This window comes from Halolamina sp. CBA1230, assembly GCF_002025255.2.
Classification (GTDB): Archaea; Halobacteriota; Halobacteria; order Halobacteriales; family Haloferacaceae; genus Halolamina.
Genome location: NZ_CP054587.1, coordinates 778214 through 800111, shown reverse-complemented (window position 1 = coordinate 800111; position 21898 = coordinate 778214). Strand labels below are relative to the sequence as shown.

Genomic DNA, 21898 nt, shown 5'->3' with positions numbered 1-21898 from the left:
CAGTCGGGCGGGTCGAGGCCGACAGGATGGCCGCATCGTAATCGGTTTAGCCGGGGCTACTGAACCGCCGTACATGACCGTCACAATCGTCGGGGCGCAACTCGGCGACGAAGGCAAGGGCGCCCTCGTCGACCGCTGGGGCGAGGAAGCCGACACCGTCGTGCGGTATCAGGGCGGGGACAACGCCGGCCACACGGTCGTCGAGGGCGGCGAGGAGTACAAGCTCTCGCTCGTTCCGAGCGGCTGTGTCCGCGGGAAGACCGGTGTGCTCGGGAACGGCTGCGTGGTCAACCCACGAACGTTGTTCGACGAGATCGAGACCCTCCGGGAGAAAGGGCTCGACCCCGACGTCCGCGTGGCCAAGCGGGCTCACGTGATCATGCCGTACCACCGGGTGTTCGACGACATGGAGGAGGCCGACAAGGAGGACACCGACATGAAGGTCGGCACCACCGGCCGCGGCATCGGCCCGACCTACGAGGACAAGGCCGGCCGGCGCGGCGTCCGGATCGGCGACCTCCTCGACACGGAGGTGCTCCGGAAGCGGCTGGAGTACACCGTTCCCCAGAAGCGCGCGATCGCGGAGGACGTCTACGGCGTCGACACCGGCGTCGAGTTCGACGTCGACGAGCTGGTCGCGGAGTACGCCAACTACGGCCAGCGCCTCCGGGAGAACGGGATGCTCGTCGAGGCCGGGGACTACCTCCACGACCAGCACGAGTCGGGCGGAAACCTCCTGTTCGAGGGCGCACAGGGGACGAGCATCGACATCGACCACGGGAACTACCCCAACGTCACCTCCTCGAACCCCACCGCCGGCGGCGCCGCTGTCGGCTCGGGCGTCGGCCCCGGCGTCGTCGGGTCGGGCGAGATCGTCGGCATCGTGAAGGCGTACCTCTCGCGGGTCGGCGAGGGGCCGCTGCCGACGGAGATGGAGGCCGACGAGGCGGAGCTCGCCGACGAGATCCGCGAGAAGGGTGGGGAGTTCGGCACCGTCACCGGCCGCCCGCGGCGCATCGGCTGGCTGGACGTGCCGATGCTGCGCCACGCCGCGCGCCGCTCGTCGTTCACTGGGCTGGCGGTGAACCACGTCGACGTGCTCGCGGGGCTGGAGGAGCTGAAGGTCTGCCACAGCTACGAACTGGACGGCGAGACGCGCACCACGGTGCCCGCGACGACCGAGGAGTGGGCACGGTGTGAGCCGAACTACCGGGCGTTCGAGACGTGGGCCGAACAGGACTGGAGCGCCGTCGCCGAGGAGGGGTACGAGGCGCTGCCCGCCGCTTGTCGCGACTATCTCGAGTACCTCGAGGGCGAACTCGACGCCCCCGTATACGCCGTCGGCGTCGGCCCCGACCGCGACCAGACCGTCGAGCGGCAGAACCCCTGGGAGTAGCACAGCTCGACGATCCGGCTGGCGAACAGGCGACCCCACTGCGTCGCTCTCCGGGCCGGTGGGTCGCGCTCCCGTCGTGTTCGGCCCGGGTAGCCGTCAGCGCACGTGAGCGCTGGTCCCGCTTTCCTACTTGAGCGTTCGGCCCACGGAACCCGCAGCCTTTTGCCCCATCCGACTAGATTGGGAGCACATGAAGGAGTCGCTGATGGAGATCGTCTGCTGTCCGATGGACAAACACGAGCTGGAACTCGACGCCGAGGAGCGCGACGACGGCGAGATCATCTCCGGAACGCTGACCTGTACCGACTGCGGCGAGTCCTACCCCATCGAGGACGGCATCCCGAACCTGCTGCCGCCGGACATGCGCGACGAGGCCTGACGCGGGAAGATTTTTCAGCCCGTCGGTGGAACTGTGGCCGTGCTCGAAACCTCCCTCCGGAGCCAGCGACGTGACGGCGCGCTCGCGTTCGACCTCACCGTCGAGAACCGAGGCGACGACCCCGTCGAACTCACCTTCCCGGACGCCCAACGTCTCCGCGTCTCGCTGTATCCCGCCGACGCCGACGGCGAGGCGGCGCCGATCTGGCGTTCCGACGCCGACCGCATGTTCGCGCAGGTGCTCGGCAGCGAGACGATCCCCGCCGGCGAGAGCGTGACGTTCAGTACCGCGTGGAAGGAGCCCGAACCCGGCGAGTACCACGCTGTCGGTGAGATGACGTGTCAGGATCGGGATGTCACCGCCGAGGAGACGGTGCTGATCTAGTTCAGTTCGTCGTACAGCTGTTCGGCCGCGCGTCGGACCGCCGCGTCGCTGTCTTCGGGCACGTCGTGACCCAGCTCGGAGAGCTTGCTCGTGTCGAGTCGCATCTTCGGCACGTCGCCGGTCCAGCCGCGGTCGCCGCCGGTGAACTCGTACTCCGGGTCGAGCTCCATCACGTCGGCGACGATGTCCGCGATGTCGACGACGGAGGTGGTCGTCTTCGAGCCGAGGTTGTAGAGGTTGTAGTCGCCGTCGGCGTTCTCGACCACGTCACGGATCGCCGCCGCACAGTCGGAGACGTGGAGGTAGGACTTCTCCTGTCGGCCGTCGCCGAGGATCGTCAGCGTCTCGGGGTCGTCCTGGAGTTTCTGGATGAAGTCCGGGATCACGTTGCCGCGCTGGCGCGGGCCGACGATGTTCGCGAAGCGGAACACCCACGACTGGATCCCGTAGGAGTGGGCGAACGTCGAGACGACGCCCTCGTCGGAGAGCTTCGAGGCGCCGTAGATGCTGATCGGTTCGAGCGGCGCGTAGTCCTCGGGTGTGGGACGGGGCGCCTCGCCGTACACTGTCGAGGAGGAGGTGAAGGCGAGCGCGTCACAGCCGACCTCGCGCATCCGCTCGACGACGTTGTACGTCATCTCGGTGTTCTCCTCGAACACCCGCCGCTCCTCGGCGGGGTCGTCGACGCGCACGTCGGTGTGGGCCGCGAAGTGGAACACGATATCGGTGTCCTCGGTGATCACGCTCGCGACGTCCGCGGGGTCGAGCATATCCGCCTGTTCGAACGCCACGTTGTCGGGGACCGCCTCGCGTTCCCCCTTCGAGAGGTCGTCGACCGTCAGTACGTCGTTCTCGTCGGCCAGGGTCCCCGCGAGGTGGGAGCCGACGAGCCCCGCGCCGCCGGTCACGACCACGCGCTTGCCGCTGAGGTCCATACCCGCGACTGTTCGGGTTCGGGGAAGTGCGTTCCGATCGGAAACCGAAAGCGCCACCCTTCCGCCGTGGCTCCGCGGAGGTATGCAGGGAGCGCCGGAGTGCTGCGTGCTTCGGTTCGGCCACCGGCCGGGCCGGGACGACCGCATGACGACCCACGTCGGCCTCACCGCCCGCGCGCTGGGTGCCGACCGCGTGATCTTCCCGGACAACGCGGGCCAGTCCGCGGAGACGGTCCGGGACATCACCGACCGCTTCGGCGGCCCGTTCGCGGTGGAGCTCCGCGACGATCAGCGCGCGATCATCCGGAACTGGGAGGGGACCGTCGTCCACCTCACGATGTACGGCGAGGAGGTTCAGACCGTCCAGGAGGAGATCCGCGAAGCTCACACCGAGGGCCCGCTCCTGGTCGTCGTCGGCGGCGAGAAGGTGCCGTTCGAGGTGTACGACCACGCGGACTGGAACGTCGGCGTCACGAACCAGCCCCACTCCGAGGTCGCGGGGCTGGCCGTGTTCCTCGACCGCTTGTTCGACGGCGACGAACTCGATCGCGAGTGGGAGGGCGGCGAGCAGCGCGTGATCCCGAAGGAGACGGGCAAGCGCGTGGTCGATCCGGAGGCACTCGACGAGGACGGGACCGTCGACGAAGACGACGATGACGGCTGATTTTTCGAGGACTGACGGGTATACTCGCGGTTCTGCGGTGGCGCGAGGCGCTCGCGCCTCCGTGCGCGAGCCGAGCGCGAGGGATGAGCGAGTGAGCGGAGCGAACGAGCGAATCGGTTGGGGAGGCGTGTGGGCTGTACGGATGGGCGGGACTGAAAGGGGCAGTCCGCTCGGCGACGGCGGACGACGCAAGCACCGCAGCGGAGTGAGCGAAGCGAACGAAGCGAGGCGCGCAGCGAGTCCCCCGAGCCGAGCGAACTGGGGCTTTCACGGTGTTGGTCACTCCAACCGTCGTCGAGAGACCCGAACTGCCGTTGACTAAGACCCGGAACCCACAACGTTGAAGCGCGTGCCCCTTATACGTCACCGCAATGGCTTTTGAGGAACTCTTGGAGGACCCAGTGATTCAGAAGTACCTCCACGACCTGGTCGGTCCGACGGGGATGCCCGTCGCCGCCGCCCCACCCGACGGCGAAGTAACCGACGAGGAGCTGGCCGAGGAGCTCGGCCTCGAACTCAACGACGTGCGCCGCGCGCTGTTCATCCTCTACGAGAACGACCTGGCCTCCTACCGCCGGGTCCGCGACGAGGATTCGGGCTGGCTCACCTACCTCTGGACGTTCCACTACGAGAACATCCCGGAGAACCTCGAGGAGGAGATGCACCGGCTCGCCGACGCGCTGGAGCAGCGTCTCGAGTACGAGAACGAGCACCAGTTCTACCTGTGTGAGAACTGCTCGCTGCGCTTCGAGTTCGAGGAGGCGATGGAGTTCGGCTTCGAGTGTCCCGACTGTGAGACCCAACTCGAGTCGATGGAGAACACCCGCATGGTCGAGGCGATGGAGTGGCGGCTCGACCAGATCCGCGACGAACTCAACGTCGAGGCCGCCTGATGGTCGTCCTCGCAACCAAATGCTACGTCGAGGGCAGCGCCCGAAAGCGCGCGCTCGACAGCCTCGACTCGCTGGTCGCGAACGATCTCGCCGACCTCGACGTCGACTGGACGGTCGGCCTCCGGGACGACGAGTTCGTCGCCGTCACCGTCGAGGGCGACGACGCGACCGTCGCCCGGAACCTCCTGCGGGAGCGCTGGGGGGAGATAACCGACCACTTCGACGACGGCGAGGTCGCCGTTGGCACCCTCCGATCGTGGGACGACGAGGGGTGGACGCTCGACGCCGGCCAGCCGATCCAGATCGACGTCGACGACCTGGGGCTCGGGCCCGGCGACGGCTCGCAGATCCGGGACCGCTTCGGCGTCGTCCAGCACACGCCGCTGTCGTTCGTCTACGACGCCGAGGGCGACCACCGGCTCGCCGACGAGAGCCAGGACCTGCTGTACGGCTGGACCCGCAACGACGACGACGGCGCCGACTCGGGCGGCCGGCTGAACGTCAACTCCGCGACGCGGGGCGAGGTGCGCGCGACGATCAACCGCGCGGGCCACGCCCAGGACATCGTCACCGTCGAGCGCCTGGGGCTGCTCGAACAGAGCGTCGTCTGCGCCGCGGGCACCGACCCGCCGGGGCTGCTCGCCAGCGTCGGCGAGTACCTCCCCGCGGAACTCAAGTGCGTCGTCCCCTGAGGATGGAAGGATGAACCGGCGACTGCTCGCGCTGGTCGCGCTCGTCGGGCTCGTCACTCTCAGTGGCTGTATGGGTGGCCTCGGCGGCGGCGGCCCCACCAGCCCCGACCGGCTGGACGAACCGCCCGAGGCCGCGTACGACTGGGACGCCGCGGACGACGTCCACATCACCGTCACCAGCAACGTCACCTACCGCGCGGTGTACGACGCGTCGGCGGTCGAGGAGGATATCCGGCTCTCCCGACCCGGCTTCCTCGGCACCGACCAGCCGCTCACGATCAGCTCGCTGCGCTACCGCTACCCCAACGGGACGACGATCAACGGCTCGGCGTTCGGTGACCACGGCGGCGACGTGCGCACCCAGAACAACCACCTCGTAATCGAGCCGCCGGGCGAGGAGGGCTGGGTCGCGTACTCCGGCGAGAGCACGCCCAAGCAGTTCACCCACCCCGTCGCGGTCGAGGAGGGGAACTACACTGTCGTCCTCCCCGAGGACCGCGAGGCGTCGATCCCGCTGTTCGGTCGTATCGCACCCCCGGCGGACTCGAAGACGGTCGTCGACGGCCATCTCACGATCGAGTGGACCGAGATCTCCCGGGAGTCGCTCTCGGTGCGGTTCTACCTTCCGCGTGACGTCCAGCTGTTCGCCGGCCTGCTGGTCGGCCTGCTCGGCGTCGCGATCGTCGGCGGCGCCTACTACCTCCGACAGATCAGGGAGCTGCAGGAACGCCGCGAGGAGATGGGGTTCGACATCGACATCGAGCAGGACGACGACGACGGCCCGCCGCCGGGGATGGGCTGAGCGGCTGCCGGCGCGTGACGCGGCCCTTTTGCGTTCGCGGGCGGTAGGCGGAGTATGTCCAACCGGAACGACGTCCCACCCGGAACCGTCGGCGTCGACCTCCGAGAGGAGGGCGTGGTCGTCGAGTACGCCGACGGCCGCGAGACGCTGTACCGGGGCGTCCCCAGCGCCGAGGAGGGATCGGTCCGGACCGGCCCGGGGAAGGAGTGTCACCTGCTCGTCACCGACCCGACCGAGAGCGAGGGGGTGATGCTGTACATCAACGACCTGAAAACCGAAGACGAGATCCTCGAGGACACCGGCGTCGGCCGCGTGATGATCGACCCCGGGGAGGCCGAGGAGGTGTTCCCCGGCGTGACCGCACGCCACGTCGACGGGCGACGGATCGAAGTGGAGGCAGACCCCGAGGTCGCTCGGGGCCGCGTGTTCGTGTTCGTCGAGGACGACTGGGGGGAACAGAGCTTCGAGATCGTGAGCGCCGACGAGAGCGAGTAGCCAGCGGTACCGACAAGTACCCGCACGTCGAACCGGCGGGCCATGTTCGACGGGCTGTTCGACGAACTGGTCGACCAACTCTTCTACGGGGTCGTCCCCGACCACCCGGCCGTCCTCTACCTCCTCCCGACCCTCCTGCTCGGTGGGGGGCTCGCCGCCGTCGCGGACCCGTTCCCGTTGCTCGCGCTCGCTGTCGGCGCCGTCGCGAGCGTCGCGGTCTTGCTGGCCTACGAGCACACGGGGCTTCAGAAGGAGTCGACGGGTAACGAGCGATCGACGGCGGACTGGATCGTGACCGGCGCCTTCCTGCTCGTCGTCGCCGGGATCGTGATCGTCGCGGAAGTGGACGCGATCGACCCCGGCGTGTCGGCGATGCAGGTACTCGGCGCCGTGACGGGGCTGCTCGCGGGCGCGTCGGTCGTCGAGTGGCTGCTCCCGACGCTCTCGAGCGTGGCGGAACGGTAGTCGAGGCCGGGGCTACTGGAGGTACGAGGGGTCGTCGCCGGCGCAGTTGTCCTCGTGCTGGCCGGCGTCGGTCTCGTCGTCGAACAGGAGGCCACAGTTCTCACACTGGTACCACGTCATCCCGTCGCGCTCCGTGGCGTCGACCATGTTCCGACGTGGGGGCGGAGACCGTAAATCGCTTCCGGCGATCGACCCCCTCCCCTCTCGGGGTTTGCTGGAGCCCCCCTTCCGTAACGTGCAAATGGGTGGCCCGCCCAGCGGACGTATGCGCGGAACCGCGACCGCTTCCGCCCAGCCCACACAATGACGCTCACCAAACGGGTCATCCCCTGCATCGACGTGGACGTGGACGACAACGGCGATCCCGCCGTCTACACCGGCGTCAACTTCGAGAACCTGGACTACACCGGCGACCCGGTGGAGATGGCCAAGCGCTACAACGAGGCCGGCGCCGACGAGTTCGTCTTCCTCGACATCACCGCCAGCGCGGAGGGGCGGGAGACGATGCTCGACACCGTGTCGGCGGTCGCCGACGAGGTGTTCATCCCGCTGACCGTCGGCGGCGGCATCCGGACGACCGACGACATCAAGGAGACGCTGCGCGCCGGCGCGGACAAGGTCAGCATCAACTCCGGCGCGATCGCGAACCCCGACCTGATCGACCGCGGTGCCGAAGCGTTCGGTTCGCAGTGTATCGTCATCTCGATCGACGCCCGCCGGCGCTACGACGAGGGGGGCGAACACTACGAACGCGTCGACGGCGAGTCCTGTTGGTTCGAGTGCACCGTCAAGGGTGGCCGCGAGGGGACCGGCCTCGACGCCGTGGCGTGGGCCGAGGAGGCCGAGTCCCGCGGTGCGGGGGAGTTGTTCGTCAACTCCATCGACAAGGACGGCACCGAGGAGGGGTACGACGTCCCGCTCACCTCGGCGGTCTGTGACGCCGTCTCGACGCCCGTGATCGCCTCCTCGGGCTGTGGCTCGCCCGCGGACATGTACGAGGTGTTCACCGAAGCGAACGCCGACGCCGGGCTGGCGGCCTCGATCTTTCACTACGACGACTACTCGATCCGGGAGGTCAAGCAGTATCTCGCCGAGCGCGGCGTGCCGGTTCGGATCTGACGCCGGCAGCCGGGTGCTCTCGGGACGGCCGGAAAGAAGGACCGGACGGCAGAAACTAGACGGCGGCGTCCTCGAACGCGGTGCGGAGATCGTCGGCCTTGGTGCTCACGTCGCCAGCGGCGGTCTCGAGCACGTCGAGCGGGTCGGCGCCGCCCTCGGTCGTGATCGAGAGGATCGGCTCGGTCTGGCCGCCGGACTGCTCGGGGTTCACGTCGTACGTGGCGGCGGCGACGTCGTCGTTCTCCAGCAGCGTCCCCTTCAGGACGTTCATGAACGTGTGGCCCTCGCCGGCGACCTCGATGCGGAGTTCCTCGTCAGTCTTCTCGATGACCCGCAGTTCCATGGATTCGGGTTGTCGGGGTCGGCGTTTGAGTGTTTCGTCTCCGATACCGTTCGTTCGTGGGTTCTGGCGGTTCGATGAGTTGACGGTAGTCCGGTTTCGTAACGACTCCGGCCGCTCTGGGCGATCGACGACAGCGACCGCGAACGTCACCGCGACGTTCGGTGTTTCAGCCGCGAACAGCACCGCGGCGTTCGGTGTTTTGGACTGCAAACACGACCGCGGAGTGAGCATGACCACTTGTGACCGCAGCCGCGCCGCACAGCCCTCAGGCCTCCCCAACCGACTCACTCCCTTCGGTCGTTCGTCCCTCGCGCGCTCGTTCGCGCCGTCGCTCTCACGTCGCGCGCCGACAGCCGTAGCGGTGCGGTAGCGGTGGACGCCTCGCGCTCGCCAGCGGTCGGCGAGCGCGGGGGGAGGGGTGGGGAATCACGGTCTGTGCCGGGCCTCGTGCCCGGCACACTGCGGTCACAAGTGGTCTACGATCGAGATGCTGTTGCCGTCGCGGTCAACGCAACCAATCTCGTCACGAAAGACGACTACACCACCAATCGAGAACCGAGAACAGCGAGGAACCACACGGATTCAACTACACTCCTCCCCACCCCCGACCCATGGACGCCTTCGCCCCGGCCAGCGTGACGGCCGTGTTCGCCCCCGACCAGATCGAGTCCGGCTCCCGCGGCGCCAGCGTCGCACTCGCGGACGGCGTGACCGTCAGCGTCGACGAAGCGCCCGAGAGCACGGTGACCGTCGACGGCGAGCCGGCGGCGTTCGAACCAGTCGAGCGCGTACTCGACCGCCTCGGCGTCGACGCGGCGGTCGACGTGCAGCCACAGGTCCCCCTCGGCGCGGGGTTCGGCGCCAGCGGCGCCGCCACGCTCGCGACCGCGCTCGCCGCGAACGAACTGTACGAGCTCGCGCTCCCGCGCGACCACCTCGTCGAACACAGTCACGAGGCCGAAGTCGCCGCCGGAACCGGACTCGGCGACGTGTTCATCCAGGACGCTGGCGGGCTGCTGTACAACGTCGGCGACGGCCGGCAGCGTGTCGAGACCGATCAGGCCGTCGAGTACGTCTCCTACGGCGGGCTCTCGACCGCCGACGCGCTGGCCGACGAGGAGCTGATGGATCGCGTTCGCGAGGAGGGCGGCGCCGTGCTCGACGCGCTGCCCGCCCCGCCGACGCTGCGGGACGTGGTCGAGCGCTCGTGGCCGTTCGCGCAGGCGCTGGATCTCCCGACGGACCGAGTCGTCGACGACGTGGCCCGCGTCGAGGAAGCAGGCGGCGCGGCCACGATGGCGATGCTCGGCGAGACGGTCGTCGCCGTCGACTGCGAGGGCGTGCTGGCGAACCGCACACGCGTCTCGACCGAGGGCGCGCGGCTGCTGTAACCCCGCCGACACCGCCGAACCGTCGCGACCACCAGCTTCAAGCCCCGGACCCGTTCCAGTACGGATATGGACGGCCACGCCGCCGCGCCCGGTGCGGGCACGGTGCTCAACGCGCTCGCCACGGGCCGGGGGTCGGCGTTCGCGCTCGATTTCGAGACCGCGGCCCACGTCGAACTCGACGACTCCGGGACGGTCGCGGGCGAGATCGAGGGCCAGCCCGACGCCGACACCGAGCTGATCGAGCGCTGCGTGGCCCTCGCGGCCGAGGAGTGGGGCGACGACCCGGCCGCGACCGCGGCGCTCCCGGAGCCTGAGACCGTCGGCGGCACGGTCCGAACCGAGAGCGAGGTGCCGACCGCCGCGGGGCTCAAGAGTTCCTCCGCGGCCGCGAACGCGGCCGTACTCGCGACCGCCGACGCGCTCGGGCTCGCGGGGATCGTCGACCACGAGGACGCCTGCCGGCTCGGCGTGCAGGCGGCGCGGGCGGCGGGCGTCACCGTCACCGGCGCGTTCGACGACGCCAGCGCGTCGATGCTCGGCGGGCTCACAGTCACCGACAACACCGCCGACGAACTGCTCGCCCGCGAAGAAGTCGACTGGAACGCGCTCGTCTGGACGCCGCCCGAACGCGCGTACTCCGCCGACGCCGACGCCGAGCGCTGTGAACTGGTCGCGCCGATGGCCCGACTCGTGGAGGAACTCGCGCTCGACGGCGAGTACGGGACCGCGATGACGGTCAACGGGCTCGCGTTCTCTGCGGCGCTGGGGTTCGACCCCGAGCCGGCGGTGGAAGCGATGCCCCACGCCGACGGCGTCTCGCTCTCCGGCACGGGGCCGAGCGTCGTCGCGGTCGGCGATCCCGAGGGGCTGGAAGCGGTCGAGGACCGCTGGAGCGAACGACCGGGGGAGACGCTGCGGACGCGGACACGCGCGACTGGAGGGAGATATCTATGACCGAGCGAACGCCCGACGACATGACCTTGGAGGAACTGCGCGAGGAGATCCAGCAGATCGATCAGGAGCTGGTCGAGCTCATCGCCCAGCGAACGTACGTCGCCGACACCATCGCCGACGTGAAGGCGGAGCAGGGGCTCCCGACCACCGACGAGGACCAGGAGCAGGCGGTGATGGACCGCGCCGGCGAGAACGCCGAGCGTTTCGATGTCGACTCGAACCTGGTGAAGGCGATCTTCCGGCTGCTGATCGAACTGAACAAGGTGGAGCAGCGGGAGAGTCGGTAGCCGAAAACGGGCCGACGCTACTCGTCGTCGGTCGGTTCGAGCGGGACTCGTTCGACCTCGATATCCTCGTACTCGTTCTCGGAGGAGAGGACGTCCACCCCTCGCGTTTCCGCAGTGGCCGCGTGGAACGCGTCGAACGGTGTCATCCCCTCGTCGTAGTAGTTGACGGCTTTCAGCACGACCTGTTTCTCTTCCTCGTCCCGCACGGGGACGAGTTCGAGCAGGTTCGCCACCAGCGGAACGTAGTCGAACTCGTAGCGTTCCCGGGCGAGCAGGAGTTCGAGATACGAGAACGGTGACGTTTCGACGGCGTACTCGGTGAGAGCGTCCTCCGCGGAGCCCTGCAGCCATTCAGTGTCTTTGGCGAGTGCCAGCAGGAAATCCGTCTCGACGTACACCGTCATCTGTCGTCGCCGGCCTTCCCAGCCTCGGCTTTGGCCTCCGACTCGATATCCTCTCGAACATCCTCGACTGCTGTGTCGTGGAGTTCGCCTGCTGCCTCACGAACAGCGGCGAGTGGGTCGTCCGCGACCGGGATCAGCTCGATTCTGTCCTCGTACAGAACGATGTGGTACTTCTGGCCGTACTTCTCGCGCACTTCCTTCGGGATGTACAGCCGCCCCTGGCCGTCCGTCTCTGCTGACATAGACGAGGATATGGTACCACGAAAGAAGAAACTTACCACTAACTCCCCATTGGTGGTTCCAATCGGTTCGTTTCGGCACTGTGGATGTGGGTTTTCGCTACCTGACCGGGTCGAACAGCAGGAGAGTCGGTAGCCACTACGCCTCTCCCGGCACCAGCCAGCGCGGCACCACCCGCGTCAGCGTCACCATCCCCGCCAGCTCCACCAGCGTCTGCGTCACGACTACCGCCGGCACCAACTGATAGGCCGGCGGCAGCGCGAGCGCCAGCGGCAGCACCACCAGCGAGTTCCGTGTCACCGATGTGAACACGAGCGCGCGGCGCTCGCCCACGGGCAGATCCAGCCGCGCGCCCACGACCCCGGCGATCGGCGGCATGGCGAGCAGGAACGCGACGTAGACGGGGACGACGGTCGCGATCTGGTCGATCGAACTCCACACGCGGGGGAGCTGCGAGGCGATGACGACGAACAGCGTGACCGCGAGCATCGGCACCGGGAGCCACCCCATCGCCGTCTGCCACGACGTACCGTGGGGCGAGCGTTCCGCCCACGCTTCCGTCGCCCACGCCAGCGCCAGCGGGAGGGCGATGATCAGGAGGAACGCCTCGACGAACGGCCGTGGATCGATCGCCGTCGCGACCGTCGGCCCCACGAACAGCCAGAGGTAGACGGGCAGCGCCAGCAGTTGGACGAGCAGCAGCGCCGGCGTCGTCGCGGTGACCTGCTCGGCGTCGCCGCCCGCGAGGTCGGTGAACGTGATCACGTAGTCGATACACGGCGTCAGCAGCACGAGGAACGCCCCGACGAGCAGCGCCGGCTCTGCCGGCAGCGGTCTCGTGAGCAGCCAGGCCACGATGGGGACGACCAGGAAGTTCACCCCCAGCGCCGCCGCCACGAACCGACGGTTGCGGAACGCGCGCCGGAACCGGACGAACGGCACTTCGAGGAACGTGACGTACAGCAGCAGCGCCAGCACCGGGTCGATGAACCGCTCGACGACCGACGCCGTCGCCGGGCGGCCGAGACCGGCGGCGACCGCCAGCAGCACGGCGACGGCGTAGATCGCGACCTGTCGGCGCTGGAGCAGCGCTTTCCCGTCCATTCGGTGGCCGTTCGAGGAGCCACGGGAAAACGCCGACGCCTCCGAGATGGTGGTACTTATCCCCCCGGAGCGCGGGAGAGTACGTATACGCACGTCTCCGTCGATAGCGCCGGCCGTTCACTCCAGGGGAGTGTCAAGCCACCAGTCGGCGGAGGTCCTCACCATGACCGACACCGACATCTCGAACGTCGTGCTCGTCACGGTCGACTCGCTCCGGGCCGACGCTGTCGGCGCGTACGACGACGACCGCCACACGCCCGTGCTCGACGGCCTCGCCGACCGCGGGACGACGTTCGACCACGCGTTCGCCACCGGCAACTGGACGCCGTTCTCGTTCCCGTCGATCATGGCGTCCCGCCCGGTGTTCGCCGACACCGGCCGCATCGGCGTCGAGGGGGTGGAGACGCTGGCGGAGACGCTCTCGGATGCGGGGTTCTCGACGGCGGGGTTCAACGCCGCCAACGGCTTTCTCACCTCCCACTGGGGGTACGACGACGGGTTCGACGAGTTCGAGTCGTTCGTCACCGGCGTCGGCTCCAGCATCTACAGCAAGTATCTCGCCACCCACCCGACCGTCGAGGCGTGGCTCCAGTTCGCCACCTCGCCGATCCGCCGGATCGGCTCGTGGCTCCGCGGCGGCACCGACGACCGGCCGTTCCTCGACACCTCGCGGATGTTCGACGTGGAACACGCCGCGACCGACTACGTCGAGTCGGTCGAGGAGCCGTTCTTCCTCTGGATCCACTACATGGACGCCCACACGCCGTACGTCCCGGCGCCGCGGTACATCCGCGAGGTGTCCGACGGTCTGCTCGGCACCCACCGGATGATCCACGCCCACACCCGGACGGGGCTGGGCTGGAACGTCGGCGAGCGCACCCTCGCGGATCTCCGGACGCTGTATCAGGCCGCCGTCCGGCAGGTCGACGCCAGCGTGGGTCGCGTGCTCGACGCGCTCGAAACCGCCGGCGTCGACGACGAGACGGCGGTCGTCGTCGCGGGCGACCACGGCGAGGAGTTTCAGGAACACGGCCACCTCGCTCACTACCCCAAACTGTACGACGAACTCGTTCACGTCCCCTTCATCGTCGACGTGCCCGGCCGCGACGGCGGACGGGTCGAGCGTCAGGTCGGCCTCGACGCGATCCCGCCGACGGTGGCCGACCTCCTCGGCGCCGACGCGCCCGACGCCTGGCAGGGGCGAAGCGTCGCACCGAGCGTGCTCGACGGCAAGACGCCAGCCGACGAGCCGGTGGTGTCGGTCACGGTCCGCGGCGAGACGGTGACCAGCCAGCCGATCCCGCGCTCGCTCGACGACGGCGACCTGCTGGTGAGCGTTCGTGACCGGGACTGGACGTACATCGAGAACGTGGACGCGGGCGAGGAGGTCGCGTCGGGAGACCGGGACGGCGCCGGCGACCGCGAACTGTACTTCCGGCCCGACGACCCGACCCAGCAGGAGAACCTGATCGACGACCCGACGCCGGAGGCCCGAGCCGTGCTCGAGGAGTTCGAAGGGCTCGCCGATGCGCACGCCGAGCTACTCCGTGCTGCCGACGGTGACGCGGCGAGTGAGGCCGACGGCGTCGACGAGGAGCTCGAACACCGACTGGAGGCGCTGGGCTACCGCTAGATGGTCCGCGCGTTCCTCCGCAACCTCGTGAGCGGTCCGCTCGCGGTCCGGCTCCGGCGGTACGTGATCGTCGGGACCTCCACGGCGGGGGTGCAGATGCTGCTGCTCTGGCTGTTCGTCGACGTGGGCGAGGTGAACTACCTGGTTGGCGCGACCGTCGCGATCGAGATCACCATCGTGCTGACGTACGTGCTCAACAACGCGTGGACGTTCGCGTCGATGCAGAACTCTGGGTGGGGCGCGTACTTCACCGGCCTGCTGAAGACGAACGTCGTGCGGGGGACGGCGATCCCGATCCAGCTGGCGGTGCTGTACGCGCTGGTCGACTTCCGCGACGTCCAGTACCTGCTGGCAAACGCGGTCGCCATCCTGCTCAGCGGCGTCTACCGCTACGTGCTCGACTCCCGGTGGACGTGGAAACGGACCTGATCCCCCGGACGGCGGAGCGGGACAGCCGCAACCCCCAGCGGAAGGGCGACCCGCGGGGGCGAGCGACGACTGACGCCCTCGACGACGACTGCGAGGCCTCGCTCACGCCGGCGAACCAACGAAACTTTGCCTGCTGGTGGAGGAGTACCTGTATGGGCAACTATCACGTCGTGATGGAGGCTGCGTGGCTCGTGCGAGACGTCGAGGATATCGACGACGCCATCGGCGTCGCCGTCTCCGAGTCCGGCCGGCGTCTCAACGAGGCCGACAAGGAGTACGTCGACGTCGAGGTCGGCCTGACCGACTGCCCGGCCTGTGGCGAGCCGTTCGACTCCGCCTTTATCGCCGCCAGCACCGCCCTCGTCGGCCTGGTGCTCGAGATCGACATCTTCAACGCCGAGAACGAGGAGCACGCCACCCGCATCGCCAAAAGCGAGGTCGGCGGCGCGCTGCGTGACGTCCCGCTGGAGGTCATCCAGACCGTCGAGACCGAGGAGGGCGACCAGGGCGCGACCGCCGAGTAACCCCCGGGTTTCCGAAACGCTTTCAAATTACCAGTAGTTATTCCCCGCCATGGAGCTCCCGACACCCGAGGACCTGCGCGAGCGGCGGAACGAGGTGGGGATGACGCAGTCGGCGCTGGCCGAGCGCGCGGGGGTCTCCCAGCCGCTGATCGCCCGCGTCGAGAACGACGACGTCGACCCGCGACTCTCGACGCTGCGGCGGATCGTCGAGGCGCTGGACGAGGCCGAGGGTGAGGTGGTTCGGGCCGCCGACCTGATGCACGAGACCGTGGTCAACGTCGGCCCGGACGACTCGGTCAGCGACGCGGTCGACCTGATGGACGAGGAGGCGTACTCACAGCTGCCGGTGATCCAGAACGGCGTTCCGGTGGGGTCGATCTCCCAGTCCGACGTGGTCCACGCCGGCGAAAACGTCGGCGACCTGCCCGTGGCGGAGGTGATGAGCGAGTCGTTCCCGACGGTCGGCACCGACGCGACCGTCGACGAGATCCGGAACCTGCTCGACCACTACAAGGCGGTGATCGTCACCGACGGCGGCGAGGCGGCGGGGATCATCACGGAAGCCGACATCGCGAGTCACCTCTCGTAGCTTCCGTTCTGCAGGTACGGAGAGGTTCACGTCGCGAGCCTCGGACCTCTTCGTCTCGGGACGAGTGCACGAATCCGTCGGAGCTATCCATCCAGATATGTATCAGTGAGTGAACGATGGATTTGCGAAACCTGATGATCACGTTCCTCCTAATAATCCTCTGTGCGAACGTGGTGCTGGGATTTGTACCTCCTGAACCGCTCCCCACGCTCGGTTCTCTCGCCCTCGGCGCCGTGCTCGGCCTCGTTCTCTCTCGATTCGTCGTGCTTCCCGCCGTCGAGAAGTACGGATAAACGCCACTCCGGTCAGTTCGCCCACCTCACTAACGGCTACGAGAACGCCGAACCGATAGGGAACCAACAGTCCCGCTACAGCTCCAGCCCGCGAATAGCGACGCCCTCGCCCTCCTCCACGCGCCCGATCACGCGGCCCTCGGTCTCGCCGACGAGCGAGTCCGCGCGTTCGGGGTCGACCGCGGCGACGAACCCGGTGCCCATGTTGAACGTTCGATGCATCTCCTCGTCGCTCACGTCGCCGAGGTCCTGCACGAAGTCGAACACCTCCTGCTGGGGCCACGGGTCGTCGATCTCGTAGTGGTACTCCCCGAGCCGTTCGAGGTTGGTCCAGCCGCCGCCGGTGACGTGCGCCGCGGCGCGGACGCCGTGGTCCTGCATCGGTTCCAGGAGGTCCGTGTAGATCCGCGTCGGCTCGAGGAGCGCGTCGCCGACGGCGTCGTAGCGCTCGCCCGGGTAGGGGTCGGTGTACTGGTACTCACGAGTGACGGCTTCGCGGGCGAGCGTCAGGCCGTTGGAGTGGATGCCGGAGGACTCCCAGCCCACCAGCGCGTCGCCGACCTCGGCGTTGCCGGGGAAGACGGCGTCCTTCGCGGCCAGCCCCGCGCAGGTGCCCGCGAGGTCGAGGCCCTTCACGACCTCGGGCATCACCGCCGTCTCGCCGCCGACGAGTTGGAGGTCCGCCGCCTCGGCGCCGGCGGCGAGCCCCTCGCCCACCTGCTCGGCGAACGTCTCGTCGGGGTCGTCGACCGCGAGGTAGTCGACGAACGCCACGGGGTCGACGCCGGCGGCGACGAGGTCGTTGGCGTTCATCGCGATGCAGTCGATGCCGACGGTGGAGTAGTCCTCCATCGCCTCCGCGACGAGGAGTTTGGTGCCGACGCCGTCGGTCGCCAGCGCGAGGTAGCGGTCGCCGATGTCGAGTAAGCCGGCGTAGTCGCTGTCGGTGCCCTCGCCCGCGGCGCCGGCGGCGCCGACCAGCGCGGCCGTCGCCGCCTCGCTGTCGGCGATGTCGACGCCCGCCTCCGAGTAGGTCAGCCCCTCCTCTTCGGTCATGTCCGAAGCGGCGGGAGGGTCGCGCAAAAGTCCTCCGCTCCCTTCGTAGTGGTGTTGGGTGGGTGTCGGCTCCGTGTTTGGGTGGTGCTCGTCGTTTCGACGAGTGTGAGGTTCGGTGTCTTAATCGCGGAGTTCGGTGTCCTGACCGCCAACACGACCGCGGAGTTCGGTGTCCCGACCGCCAACACGACCGCGGAGTGAGCATGACCACTTGCGACCGCAACTGCCCCGCACAGCCCACAGACCTCCCCAACCGATTCGCTCACATCCGTTCGCTCATCCCTCGCGCCTGCTCGCGGACGGAGCCGCGAGCGTTTCGCGCCGACCGCGGCGGCGGTGCGGTCGCGGTGGACGCCTCGCGGCCGGCACCTGTCGCCGGCCGCGGGGGGAGGGGTGGGGATTCCATGCTGTGCCGGACCTCGTGTCCGGCACATTGCGGTCACAAGTGGTCATGCTTCGAGATGTTGTTGCGGTCGCGGTCGCTGATGCAGTAGTCAACGAACCGAGAGACCCACCGCGATCACTTCCCGAAAAGCCCGCACAAAACCACTCAGAACCCCACGCCCATCACGAACACCACGTACACCGTCACCGCGATACTCGGCAGGAACACGCCCGCCCAGACCGCCTTACTCCATCCCACGATCGTCCGGCCGTCGAGTGCGCCGATGGGGATCATGTTGAACGCCGCGAGGAACAGGTTCACCGCCAGCCCGCGGCCCCCGAGCAGTTCGAGCAGGTCGATCCCGAGCGTCAGCCCACCCAGCCAGAGCGGGACGAACACGGCCGCCAACACGAGGTTCACCGCCGGCCCCGCCAGCGCGATCAGCCCGTGCTGGCGGTCGGTCAGCCGGCCGCGGTGGTGGACCGCCCCCGGCGCGGCGAAGATGAACCCCAGGAACGCGCTCATGATCGCCAGGAACAGCATCCCGTACTCCGCCTTGAACGCGGCAATGTTCCCGTAGCGCACCGCGACCACTTTGTGCCCGAGTTCGTGGAGCAGGAACCCCACGCCCGCAGTGAGCAGCGACACCACGAGCGCGACCGCGAACGCCGTCGGGCTCGCCGTGACCAGGGCGATCGCCGCGTTCCCGCCGCCCGCAAAGAAGATCGCAAACGCCAGCCCCAGCGCGAGCCACGCGATCAGCAGGTCCTGGATCTCCTGGGCCGAGAACCGCAGCGACGGATCGGGGTCGAACCGCCCGCCATCGCCTCGCTGGGCGCTCACGCGACCCACCCCACGAGGGTGCGGGCGCTGTTACGCGCCCCCTCGATCAGCAGCTCCGGCACCGCGGCGACGCCGCCGATGTCGCCGAAGAAGGCGGGCAGCACGTACAGTGCGAACAGGAACGATGCGACGAAGCTCCCGACGTTGGTGAGTGCGACGATCATGATGAGTTTGAACAGCGGCACCTCGAACATCTCCTCGACGAGCTCCAGGATCGGCGTCTCCTGATCGTCGATCAGTTGGTTCAGCGTGTCGATGTCGCCGACGTTGACGGTGGTGTACCGGAGTTCGACGTAGCCCGCGAACCACCCCGGCGCGAGCAGCGGGTTCACGGAGGTGAGCCACGCGACGGAGCCGCCGACCAGCGCCGACGGCCAGCGCGCCCCCGCCAGCCGCGCGAGCCCGGCCGCGAACACGCCGTTGACGACGAACCACGCGCCGAACAGTTCGAGCAGGAAGCGGTCCTCGACGCCCGCCATCGCCAGCAGCACGAAGAAGGCGACAAAGGCCCCCGTGATCCCGACGGCGACGATCTTCCCCCACGGCAGCAGGCGCTCCTTCTGTCCGGTCAGGGACTCCCTCGGCGGCAGCGTCTCCGGGCGTTCGAGGTACGACTCGATCCCCTGCTGGTGGCCGGCGCCGACGATGGCGACCACCTCCTTCCCCTGCTCGCGGAGGTCGACGAGGTGGTGGGCGATGTACGCGTCCCGCTCGTCGATCAGCGCCTCCGCGCCGCCGGGGGAGAACTCACGGAACTCCTCCATCATCGCCGTCACCACGTCCGTGTCCGTCAGCTCGTCGGGGTCGAACAGCTCCTCCATCTCCTCGTCGGCCGGCTCGCCCCCGTCGACGAGAAGGCCCATGACCGCCGCGACGACGGCGCCGACGACCAGCCCCGCCGAGAGCCCGAGCGTCATCGACCCCACGGCGGTGATCACGAAGTCGCCGAGGTACTGGGTGACTAGGGGGTCGGTCAGGCCGAGCCCGACGCCTGCGAGCGCGCCGACAACGGTCGCAGCCACGGCAGCGCCACCGAGTGCCAGCACGTCGTCCTCGATGGTCCGCAGCGTCAGCTCCGAGAGGACGTACGCCGCGCCGAGCCCCACGAACGCGCTCCCGGTGAGGCCGACGAGCAGCGACTGCGTGACGCCGACGGCGCCGCCGAACACGCCCAGGATCGGCCCGAGGACGATCCCTACCAGCAGGCCGAACACCACGCCGCCGATCCGGGGGTCGGTGATGCCAAAGGCCAGCGAGCCCACGACTCGCAACTTCTCGAAGAGGCTCATCCGCGCCCAGAACCGCCGGATCGTCTCCTGGATGTCCCGGTCGACTAACGAGAGTTCGATGTCGAGATCCTCCGCGGTCTCGACGGCGGCGAGCATCTCCGCGCCGGGCTGGATGTCGAAGCGGTCGCCCATCCGGGCCTGGACGTAGGAGAGCATCCAGTACGCGAGGAACTGGAACACGGTGTTCCCCTCCAGCAGGTCGCCCGCGGCGAGGTCCTCGGGCTCCTCGCCGCGCATCTGGTTGTAGCGCCCCTCGTCCAGTTCGACGGCGACGACGTCCGGGCGCTCCTCCTCGATGGTCTCCTCGACCTCCCGGACGCTCTCGGCGGAGACGTGCGCGGTGCCGACGACCTGCACGCTCCCCTCCGACTCACTCATTGCGAGCGACTCCGCCCCGGTGGGCCTTGACCGTGACGAAGCGCGGTTCGGCCCGGCGTCCGCCGCCAGAACCGTTTTGCTCGCGCCACCCCCAGCCAGAGCCGTGTTCGAGAACCGCGAGGCTCACGCCCGTTCGCCCGCCCACGAGGTCGCGCTCGACTGTCTCACGGCCGGGGTCGACGGCGCCGACCCCGAAGGAGCCACCCGCGACGCGCTGGCGGTCGACGACGGCCACCTCGACGTGACCACCATCGAGACCACCGGCCTCGACCTCGCCGCGTTCGACCGCGTGCTCGTCCTCGGCGGCGGAAAGGCCGCGCCGGGCGTCGTCCGCGCGATCGACGCCCGCCTCGGCGACCGGATCGACGACGGCCTGATCGTCGTCCCCGAGGACGATCCCAGGGTCGGCGAGTCGATCGGCGCGGTCGCGCTCGAGGCGGGCGGCCACCCCGTTCCGACGCCGAGAGGGGTCACTGCGACCGAGAAACTGCTGGGGATGGCCGAGGCGGCCGACGAACGGACGCTCGTGCTCACGGTCGTCACGGGCGGGGCGAGCGCGCTGCTGGCCGCGCCCGCGGGCGACCTCTCGGTCGGCGATCTCCGGCGATCGACCCGTGCGCTGCTCGACGCCGGCGCCGACATCGAGGAGATCAACGCGGTCCGGAAGCACACCTCACAGGTGAAAGGCGGGCGGCTCGCGTCGACGGCCGCACCCGCGACGGTCCTCACGCTCGCGCTGAGTGACGTGGTGGGCGACCCGCCCTCGGTGATCGGCTCCGGGCCGACCGTGCCCGACGAAACGACGTACGCCGACGCGCTCGCGGTGCTGACCCGCCACGGGATCGACGTGCCGACGGTCAAGTCACACCTCGACGCCGGCGAGTCGGGCGAGCACCCCGAGACGCCCGGGGCGGACGGGTCACTGCCCGATGCGCCGACCCACGTCGTCGCCGGCGCCCGGACCGCCATCGACGCCGCCGCGGCGGTCGCCGAGGAACAGGGGTACGAACCCTGCGTGCTCTCCTCGCGGGTGCGCGGCGAGGCGACCGCGGCGGCGCCGACTCACGTCGCCGTCGCGGAGGAGGCCGCGGCGGCTGGTGATCCCGTCGACCCTCCCGCAGTCCTGCTCTCCGGCGGCGAGGCGACCGTCGACGTCCACGGCGAGGGGAAAGGTGGGCCGAACACCGAGTTCGCGCTCGCCGCCGCCCTCTCGCTGGCTGGGCGGGCCGACGACGCCGGCGACGATCTCGTCGTCGGCGCCGTCGACACCGACGGCCGCGACGGGGCGACCGACGCCGCGGGCGCACTGATCGACGCCGGGACGGTGACGGATCGATCCGCGGCTCGTGACGCGCTCGACCGCAACGACTCGCTGGGGTTTCTCGACGGCCGGAACGCGGCGCTCCGGACCGGCCCGACGGGGACGAACGTGAACGATCTCCGCGTGTTGGTCGTGCCCGGCCGGCGCTGAGCGACCGAACGTGACAGCGACCGGACGGCTGGGAGGGGACAGAGTTTCAACGACCGGCGCG

Annotated in this window: 29 protein-coding genes; 19 read left to right on the top strand and 10 right to left on the bottom strand. The window is 69.0% G+C overall.

Features of this window, described 5'->3' with window-relative positions:
- Nucleotides 1-73 precede the first annotated feature (73 nt).
- The 3 genes from B4589_RS04035 (at nt 74) to B4589_RS04025 (ending at nt 2159) form a co-directional block, all read left to right on the top strand.
- Entirely contained in the window at nt 74-1396 is a 1323-nt protein-coding gene (locus B4589_RS04035) for an adenylosuccinate synthase (protein WP_079233065.1), read from the top strand.
- A 190-nt stretch (nt 1397-1586) separates the two neighbouring features.
- Nucleotides 1587-1775: a methytransferase partner Trm112 gene (locus tag B4589_RS04030; protein WP_049980442.1), complete on the top strand. Its 189-nt coding sequence runs from the start codon at nt 1587-1589 to the stop codon at nt 1773-1775.
- A gap of 39 nt (nt 1776-1814) precedes the next feature.
- Nucleotides 1815-2159, top strand: coding sequence for a BsuPI-related putative proteinase inhibitor (locus B4589_RS04025; RefSeq protein WP_158081137.1), 345 nt, complete (start codon nt 1815-1817; stop codon nt 2157-2159).
- Here the strand turns inward: B4589_RS04025 and B4589_RS04020 are convergent.
- On the bottom strand, nt 2156-3094 hold the full coding sequence (locus tag B4589_RS04020; protein ID WP_079233063.1) for an NAD-dependent epimerase/dehydratase family protein: 939 nt from the start codon (nt 3092-3094) through the stop codon (nt 2156-2158). The genes B4589_RS04025 and B4589_RS04020 overlap by 4 nt on opposite strands.
- Nucleotides 3095-3176: 82 nt before the next feature.
- On the opposite strand from B4589_RS04020, the gene B4589_RS04015 reads away from it, so the two are divergent.
- The 6 genes from B4589_RS04015 (at nt 3177) to B4589_RS03990 (ending at nt 7105) form a co-directional block, all read left to right on the top strand.
- Entirely contained in the window at nt 3177-3758 is a 582-nt protein-coding gene (locus B4589_RS04015; RefSeq protein ID WP_079233062.1) for a tRNA (cytidine(56)-2'-O)-methyltransferase, read from the top strand.
- 371 nt (nt 3759-4129) lie between these two features.
- Nucleotides 4130-4651 (top strand): transcription factor E, encoded by a 522-nt coding sequence (gene tfe, locus B4589_RS04010; RefSeq protein ID WP_079233061.1) that lies wholly within the window; start codon nt 4130-4132, stop codon nt 4649-4651.
- Nucleotides 4651-5343, top strand: coding sequence for a DUF2110 family protein (locus tag B4589_RS04005; RefSeq protein ID WP_079233060.1), 693 nt, complete (start codon nt 4651-4653; stop codon nt 5341-5343). Before tfe ends, B4589_RS04005 begins: the two co-directional genes overlap by 1 nt.
- A gap of 10 nt (nt 5344-5353) precedes the next feature.
- Nucleotides 5354-6145, top strand: a complete 792-nt coding sequence (locus B4589_RS04000; RefSeq protein WP_079233059.1) for a DUF5803 family protein — start codon at nt 5354-5356, stop codon at nt 6143-6145.
- Nucleotides 6146-6199: 54 nt separating this feature from the next.
- Nucleotides 6200-6640 (top strand): DUF5796 family protein, encoded by a 441-nt coding sequence (locus tag B4589_RS03995; RefSeq protein ID WP_079233058.1) that lies wholly within the window; start codon nt 6200-6202, stop codon nt 6638-6640.
- A 42-nt stretch (nt 6641-6682) separates the two neighbouring features.
- A complete protein-coding gene (locus B4589_RS03990) occupies nt 6683-7105 on the top strand; it encodes a hypothetical protein (RefSeq protein WP_079233057.1) in 423 nt (140 codons plus the stop codon).
- Nucleotides 7106-7117: 12 nt separating this feature from the next.
- Here the strand turns inward: B4589_RS03990 and B4589_RS18120 are convergent, their stop codons facing one another.
- The gene (locus tag B4589_RS18120) at nt 7118-7252 is read right to left on the bottom strand and encodes a hypothetical protein (protein ID WP_255246123.1); all 135 of its coding nucleotides are present in this window, start codon (nt 7250-7252) and stop codon (nt 7118-7120) included.
- A gap of 156 nt (nt 7253-7408) precedes the next feature.
- Between B4589_RS18120 and hisF the strand changes: the two genes are divergently transcribed.
- Nucleotides 7409-8224, top strand: coding sequence for an imidazole glycerol phosphate synthase subunit HisF (gene hisF / locus B4589_RS03985; protein ID WP_079233056.1), 816 nt, complete (start codon nt 7409-7411; stop codon nt 8222-8224).
- A 55-nt stretch (nt 8225-8279) separates the two neighbouring features.
- On the opposite strand, the gene B4589_RS03980 is transcribed toward hisF, so the two are convergent.
- The gene (locus B4589_RS03980) at nt 8280-8567 is read right to left on the bottom strand and encodes a DNA-directed RNA polymerase subunit L (protein ID WP_079235162.1); all 288 of its coding nucleotides are present in this window, start codon (nt 8565-8567) and stop codon (nt 8280-8282) included.
- A 611-nt stretch (nt 8568-9178) separates the two neighbouring features.
- Between B4589_RS03980 and B4589_RS03975 the strand changes: the two genes are divergently transcribed.
- The 3 genes from B4589_RS03975 (at nt 9179) to B4589_RS03965 (ending at nt 11199) form a co-directional block, all read left to right on the top strand.
- On the top strand, nt 9179-9958 hold the full coding sequence (locus tag B4589_RS03975) for a GHMP kinase (protein ID WP_079233055.1): 780 nt from the start codon (nt 9179-9181) through the stop codon (nt 9956-9958).
- A 66-nt stretch (nt 9959-10024) separates the two neighbouring features.
- On the top strand, nt 10025-10912 hold the full coding sequence (locus B4589_RS03970; protein ID WP_079233054.1) for a shikimate kinase: 888 nt from the start codon (nt 10025-10027) through the stop codon (nt 10910-10912).
- Nucleotides 10909-11199 carry a chorismate mutase gene (locus B4589_RS03965; protein ID WP_079233053.1) on the top strand — a complete coding sequence of 97 codons (291 nt, stop codon included), beginning with the start codon at nt 10909-10911 and terminating at the stop codon, nt 11197-11199. The genes B4589_RS03970 and B4589_RS03965 overlap by 4 nt, the downstream gene beginning before the upstream one ends.
- A 17-nt stretch (nt 11200-11216) precedes the next feature.
- Here the strand turns inward: B4589_RS03965 and B4589_RS03960 are convergent, their stop codons facing one another.
- The 3 genes from B4589_RS03960 to B4589_RS03950 all read right to left on the bottom strand — a co-directional run bounded on the left by B4589_RS03960 (nt 11217) and on the right by B4589_RS03950 (nt 12947).
- On the bottom strand, nt 11217-11603 hold the full coding sequence (locus tag B4589_RS03960; RefSeq protein ID WP_079233052.1) for a PIN domain-containing protein: 387 nt from the start codon (nt 11601-11603) through the stop codon (nt 11217-11219).
- Nucleotides 11600-11845 carry an AbrB/MazE/SpoVT family DNA-binding domain-containing protein gene (locus B4589_RS03955; protein WP_079233051.1) on the bottom strand — a complete coding sequence of 82 codons (246 nt, stop codon included), beginning with the start codon at nt 11843-11845 and terminating at the stop codon, nt 11600-11602. The genes B4589_RS03960 and B4589_RS03955 overlap by 4 nt, the downstream gene beginning before the upstream one ends.
- Nucleotides 11846-11981: 136 nt before the next feature.
- Complete coding sequence (locus B4589_RS03950; protein ID WP_079233050.1) at nt 11982-12947, bottom strand: arsenic resistance protein; 966 nt, start codon at nt 12945-12947, stop codon at nt 11982-11984.
- Between the two features lie 163 nt (nt 12948-13110).
- Between B4589_RS03950 and B4589_RS03945 the strand changes: the two genes are divergently transcribed.
- From B4589_RS03945 to B4589_RS03925, 5 genes are all read left to right on the top strand, one after another.
- Nucleotides 13111-14580 (top strand): sulfatase, encoded by a 1470-nt coding sequence (locus B4589_RS03945; protein WP_079233049.1) that lies wholly within the window; start codon nt 13111-13113, stop codon nt 14578-14580.
- Nucleotides 14581-15009: a GtrA family protein gene (locus B4589_RS03940; protein ID WP_079233048.1), complete on the top strand. Its 429-nt coding sequence runs from the start codon at nt 14581-14583 to the stop codon at nt 15007-15009. It abuts the gene before it with no gap.
- A gap of 152 nt (nt 15010-15161) precedes the next feature.
- The gene (locus B4589_RS03935) at nt 15162-15533 is read left to right on the top strand and encodes a DUF555 domain-containing protein (protein ID WP_079235161.1); all 372 of its coding nucleotides are present in this window, start codon (nt 15162-15164) and stop codon (nt 15531-15533) included.
- 49 nt (nt 15534-15582) lie between these two features.
- Entirely contained in the window at nt 15583-16122 is a 540-nt protein-coding gene (locus tag B4589_RS03930) for a CBS domain-containing protein (protein WP_079233047.1), read from the top strand.
- A gap of 134 nt (nt 16123-16256) precedes the next feature.
- Nucleotides 16257-16415 carry a hypothetical protein gene (locus B4589_RS03925; protein WP_158081136.1) on the top strand — a complete coding sequence of 53 codons (159 nt, stop codon included), beginning with the start codon at nt 16257-16259 and terminating at the stop codon, nt 16413-16415.
- A gap of 75 nt (nt 16416-16490) precedes the next feature.
- Here B4589_RS03925 and purM read toward each other — a convergent pair whose 3' ends face one another.
- From purM to B4589_RS03905, 4 genes are all read right to left on the bottom strand, one after another.
- Complete coding sequence (gene purM, locus B4589_RS03920) at nt 16491-17471, bottom strand: phosphoribosylformylglycinamidine cyclo-ligase (RefSeq protein ID WP_079233046.1); 981 nt, start codon at nt 17469-17471, stop codon at nt 16491-16493.
- A 262-nt stretch (nt 17472-17733) separates the two neighbouring features.
- Nucleotides 17734-17877, bottom strand: a complete 144-nt coding sequence (locus tag B4589_RS03915; RefSeq protein WP_158081135.1) for a hypothetical protein — start codon at nt 17875-17877, stop codon at nt 17734-17736.
- A gap of 144 nt (nt 17878-18021) precedes the next feature.
- The gene (locus B4589_RS03910; protein ID WP_079235160.1) at nt 18022-18699 is read right to left on the bottom strand and encodes a metalloprotease; all 678 of its coding nucleotides are present in this window, start codon (nt 18697-18699) and stop codon (nt 18022-18024) included.
- Nucleotides 18696-20366, bottom strand: a complete 1671-nt coding sequence (locus B4589_RS03905; RefSeq protein WP_079233045.1) for a TraB/GumN family protein — start codon at nt 20364-20366, stop codon at nt 18696-18698. Before B4589_RS03905 ends, B4589_RS03910 begins: the two co-directional genes overlap by 4 nt.
- Nucleotides 20367-20469: 103 nt before the next feature.
- Between B4589_RS03905 and B4589_RS03900 the strand changes: the two genes are divergently transcribed.
- A complete protein-coding gene (locus B4589_RS03900; protein ID WP_255246122.1) occupies nt 20470-21837 on the top strand; it encodes a glycerate kinase in 1368 nt (455 codons plus the stop codon).
- Nucleotides 21838-21898: the final 61 nt, after the last annotated feature.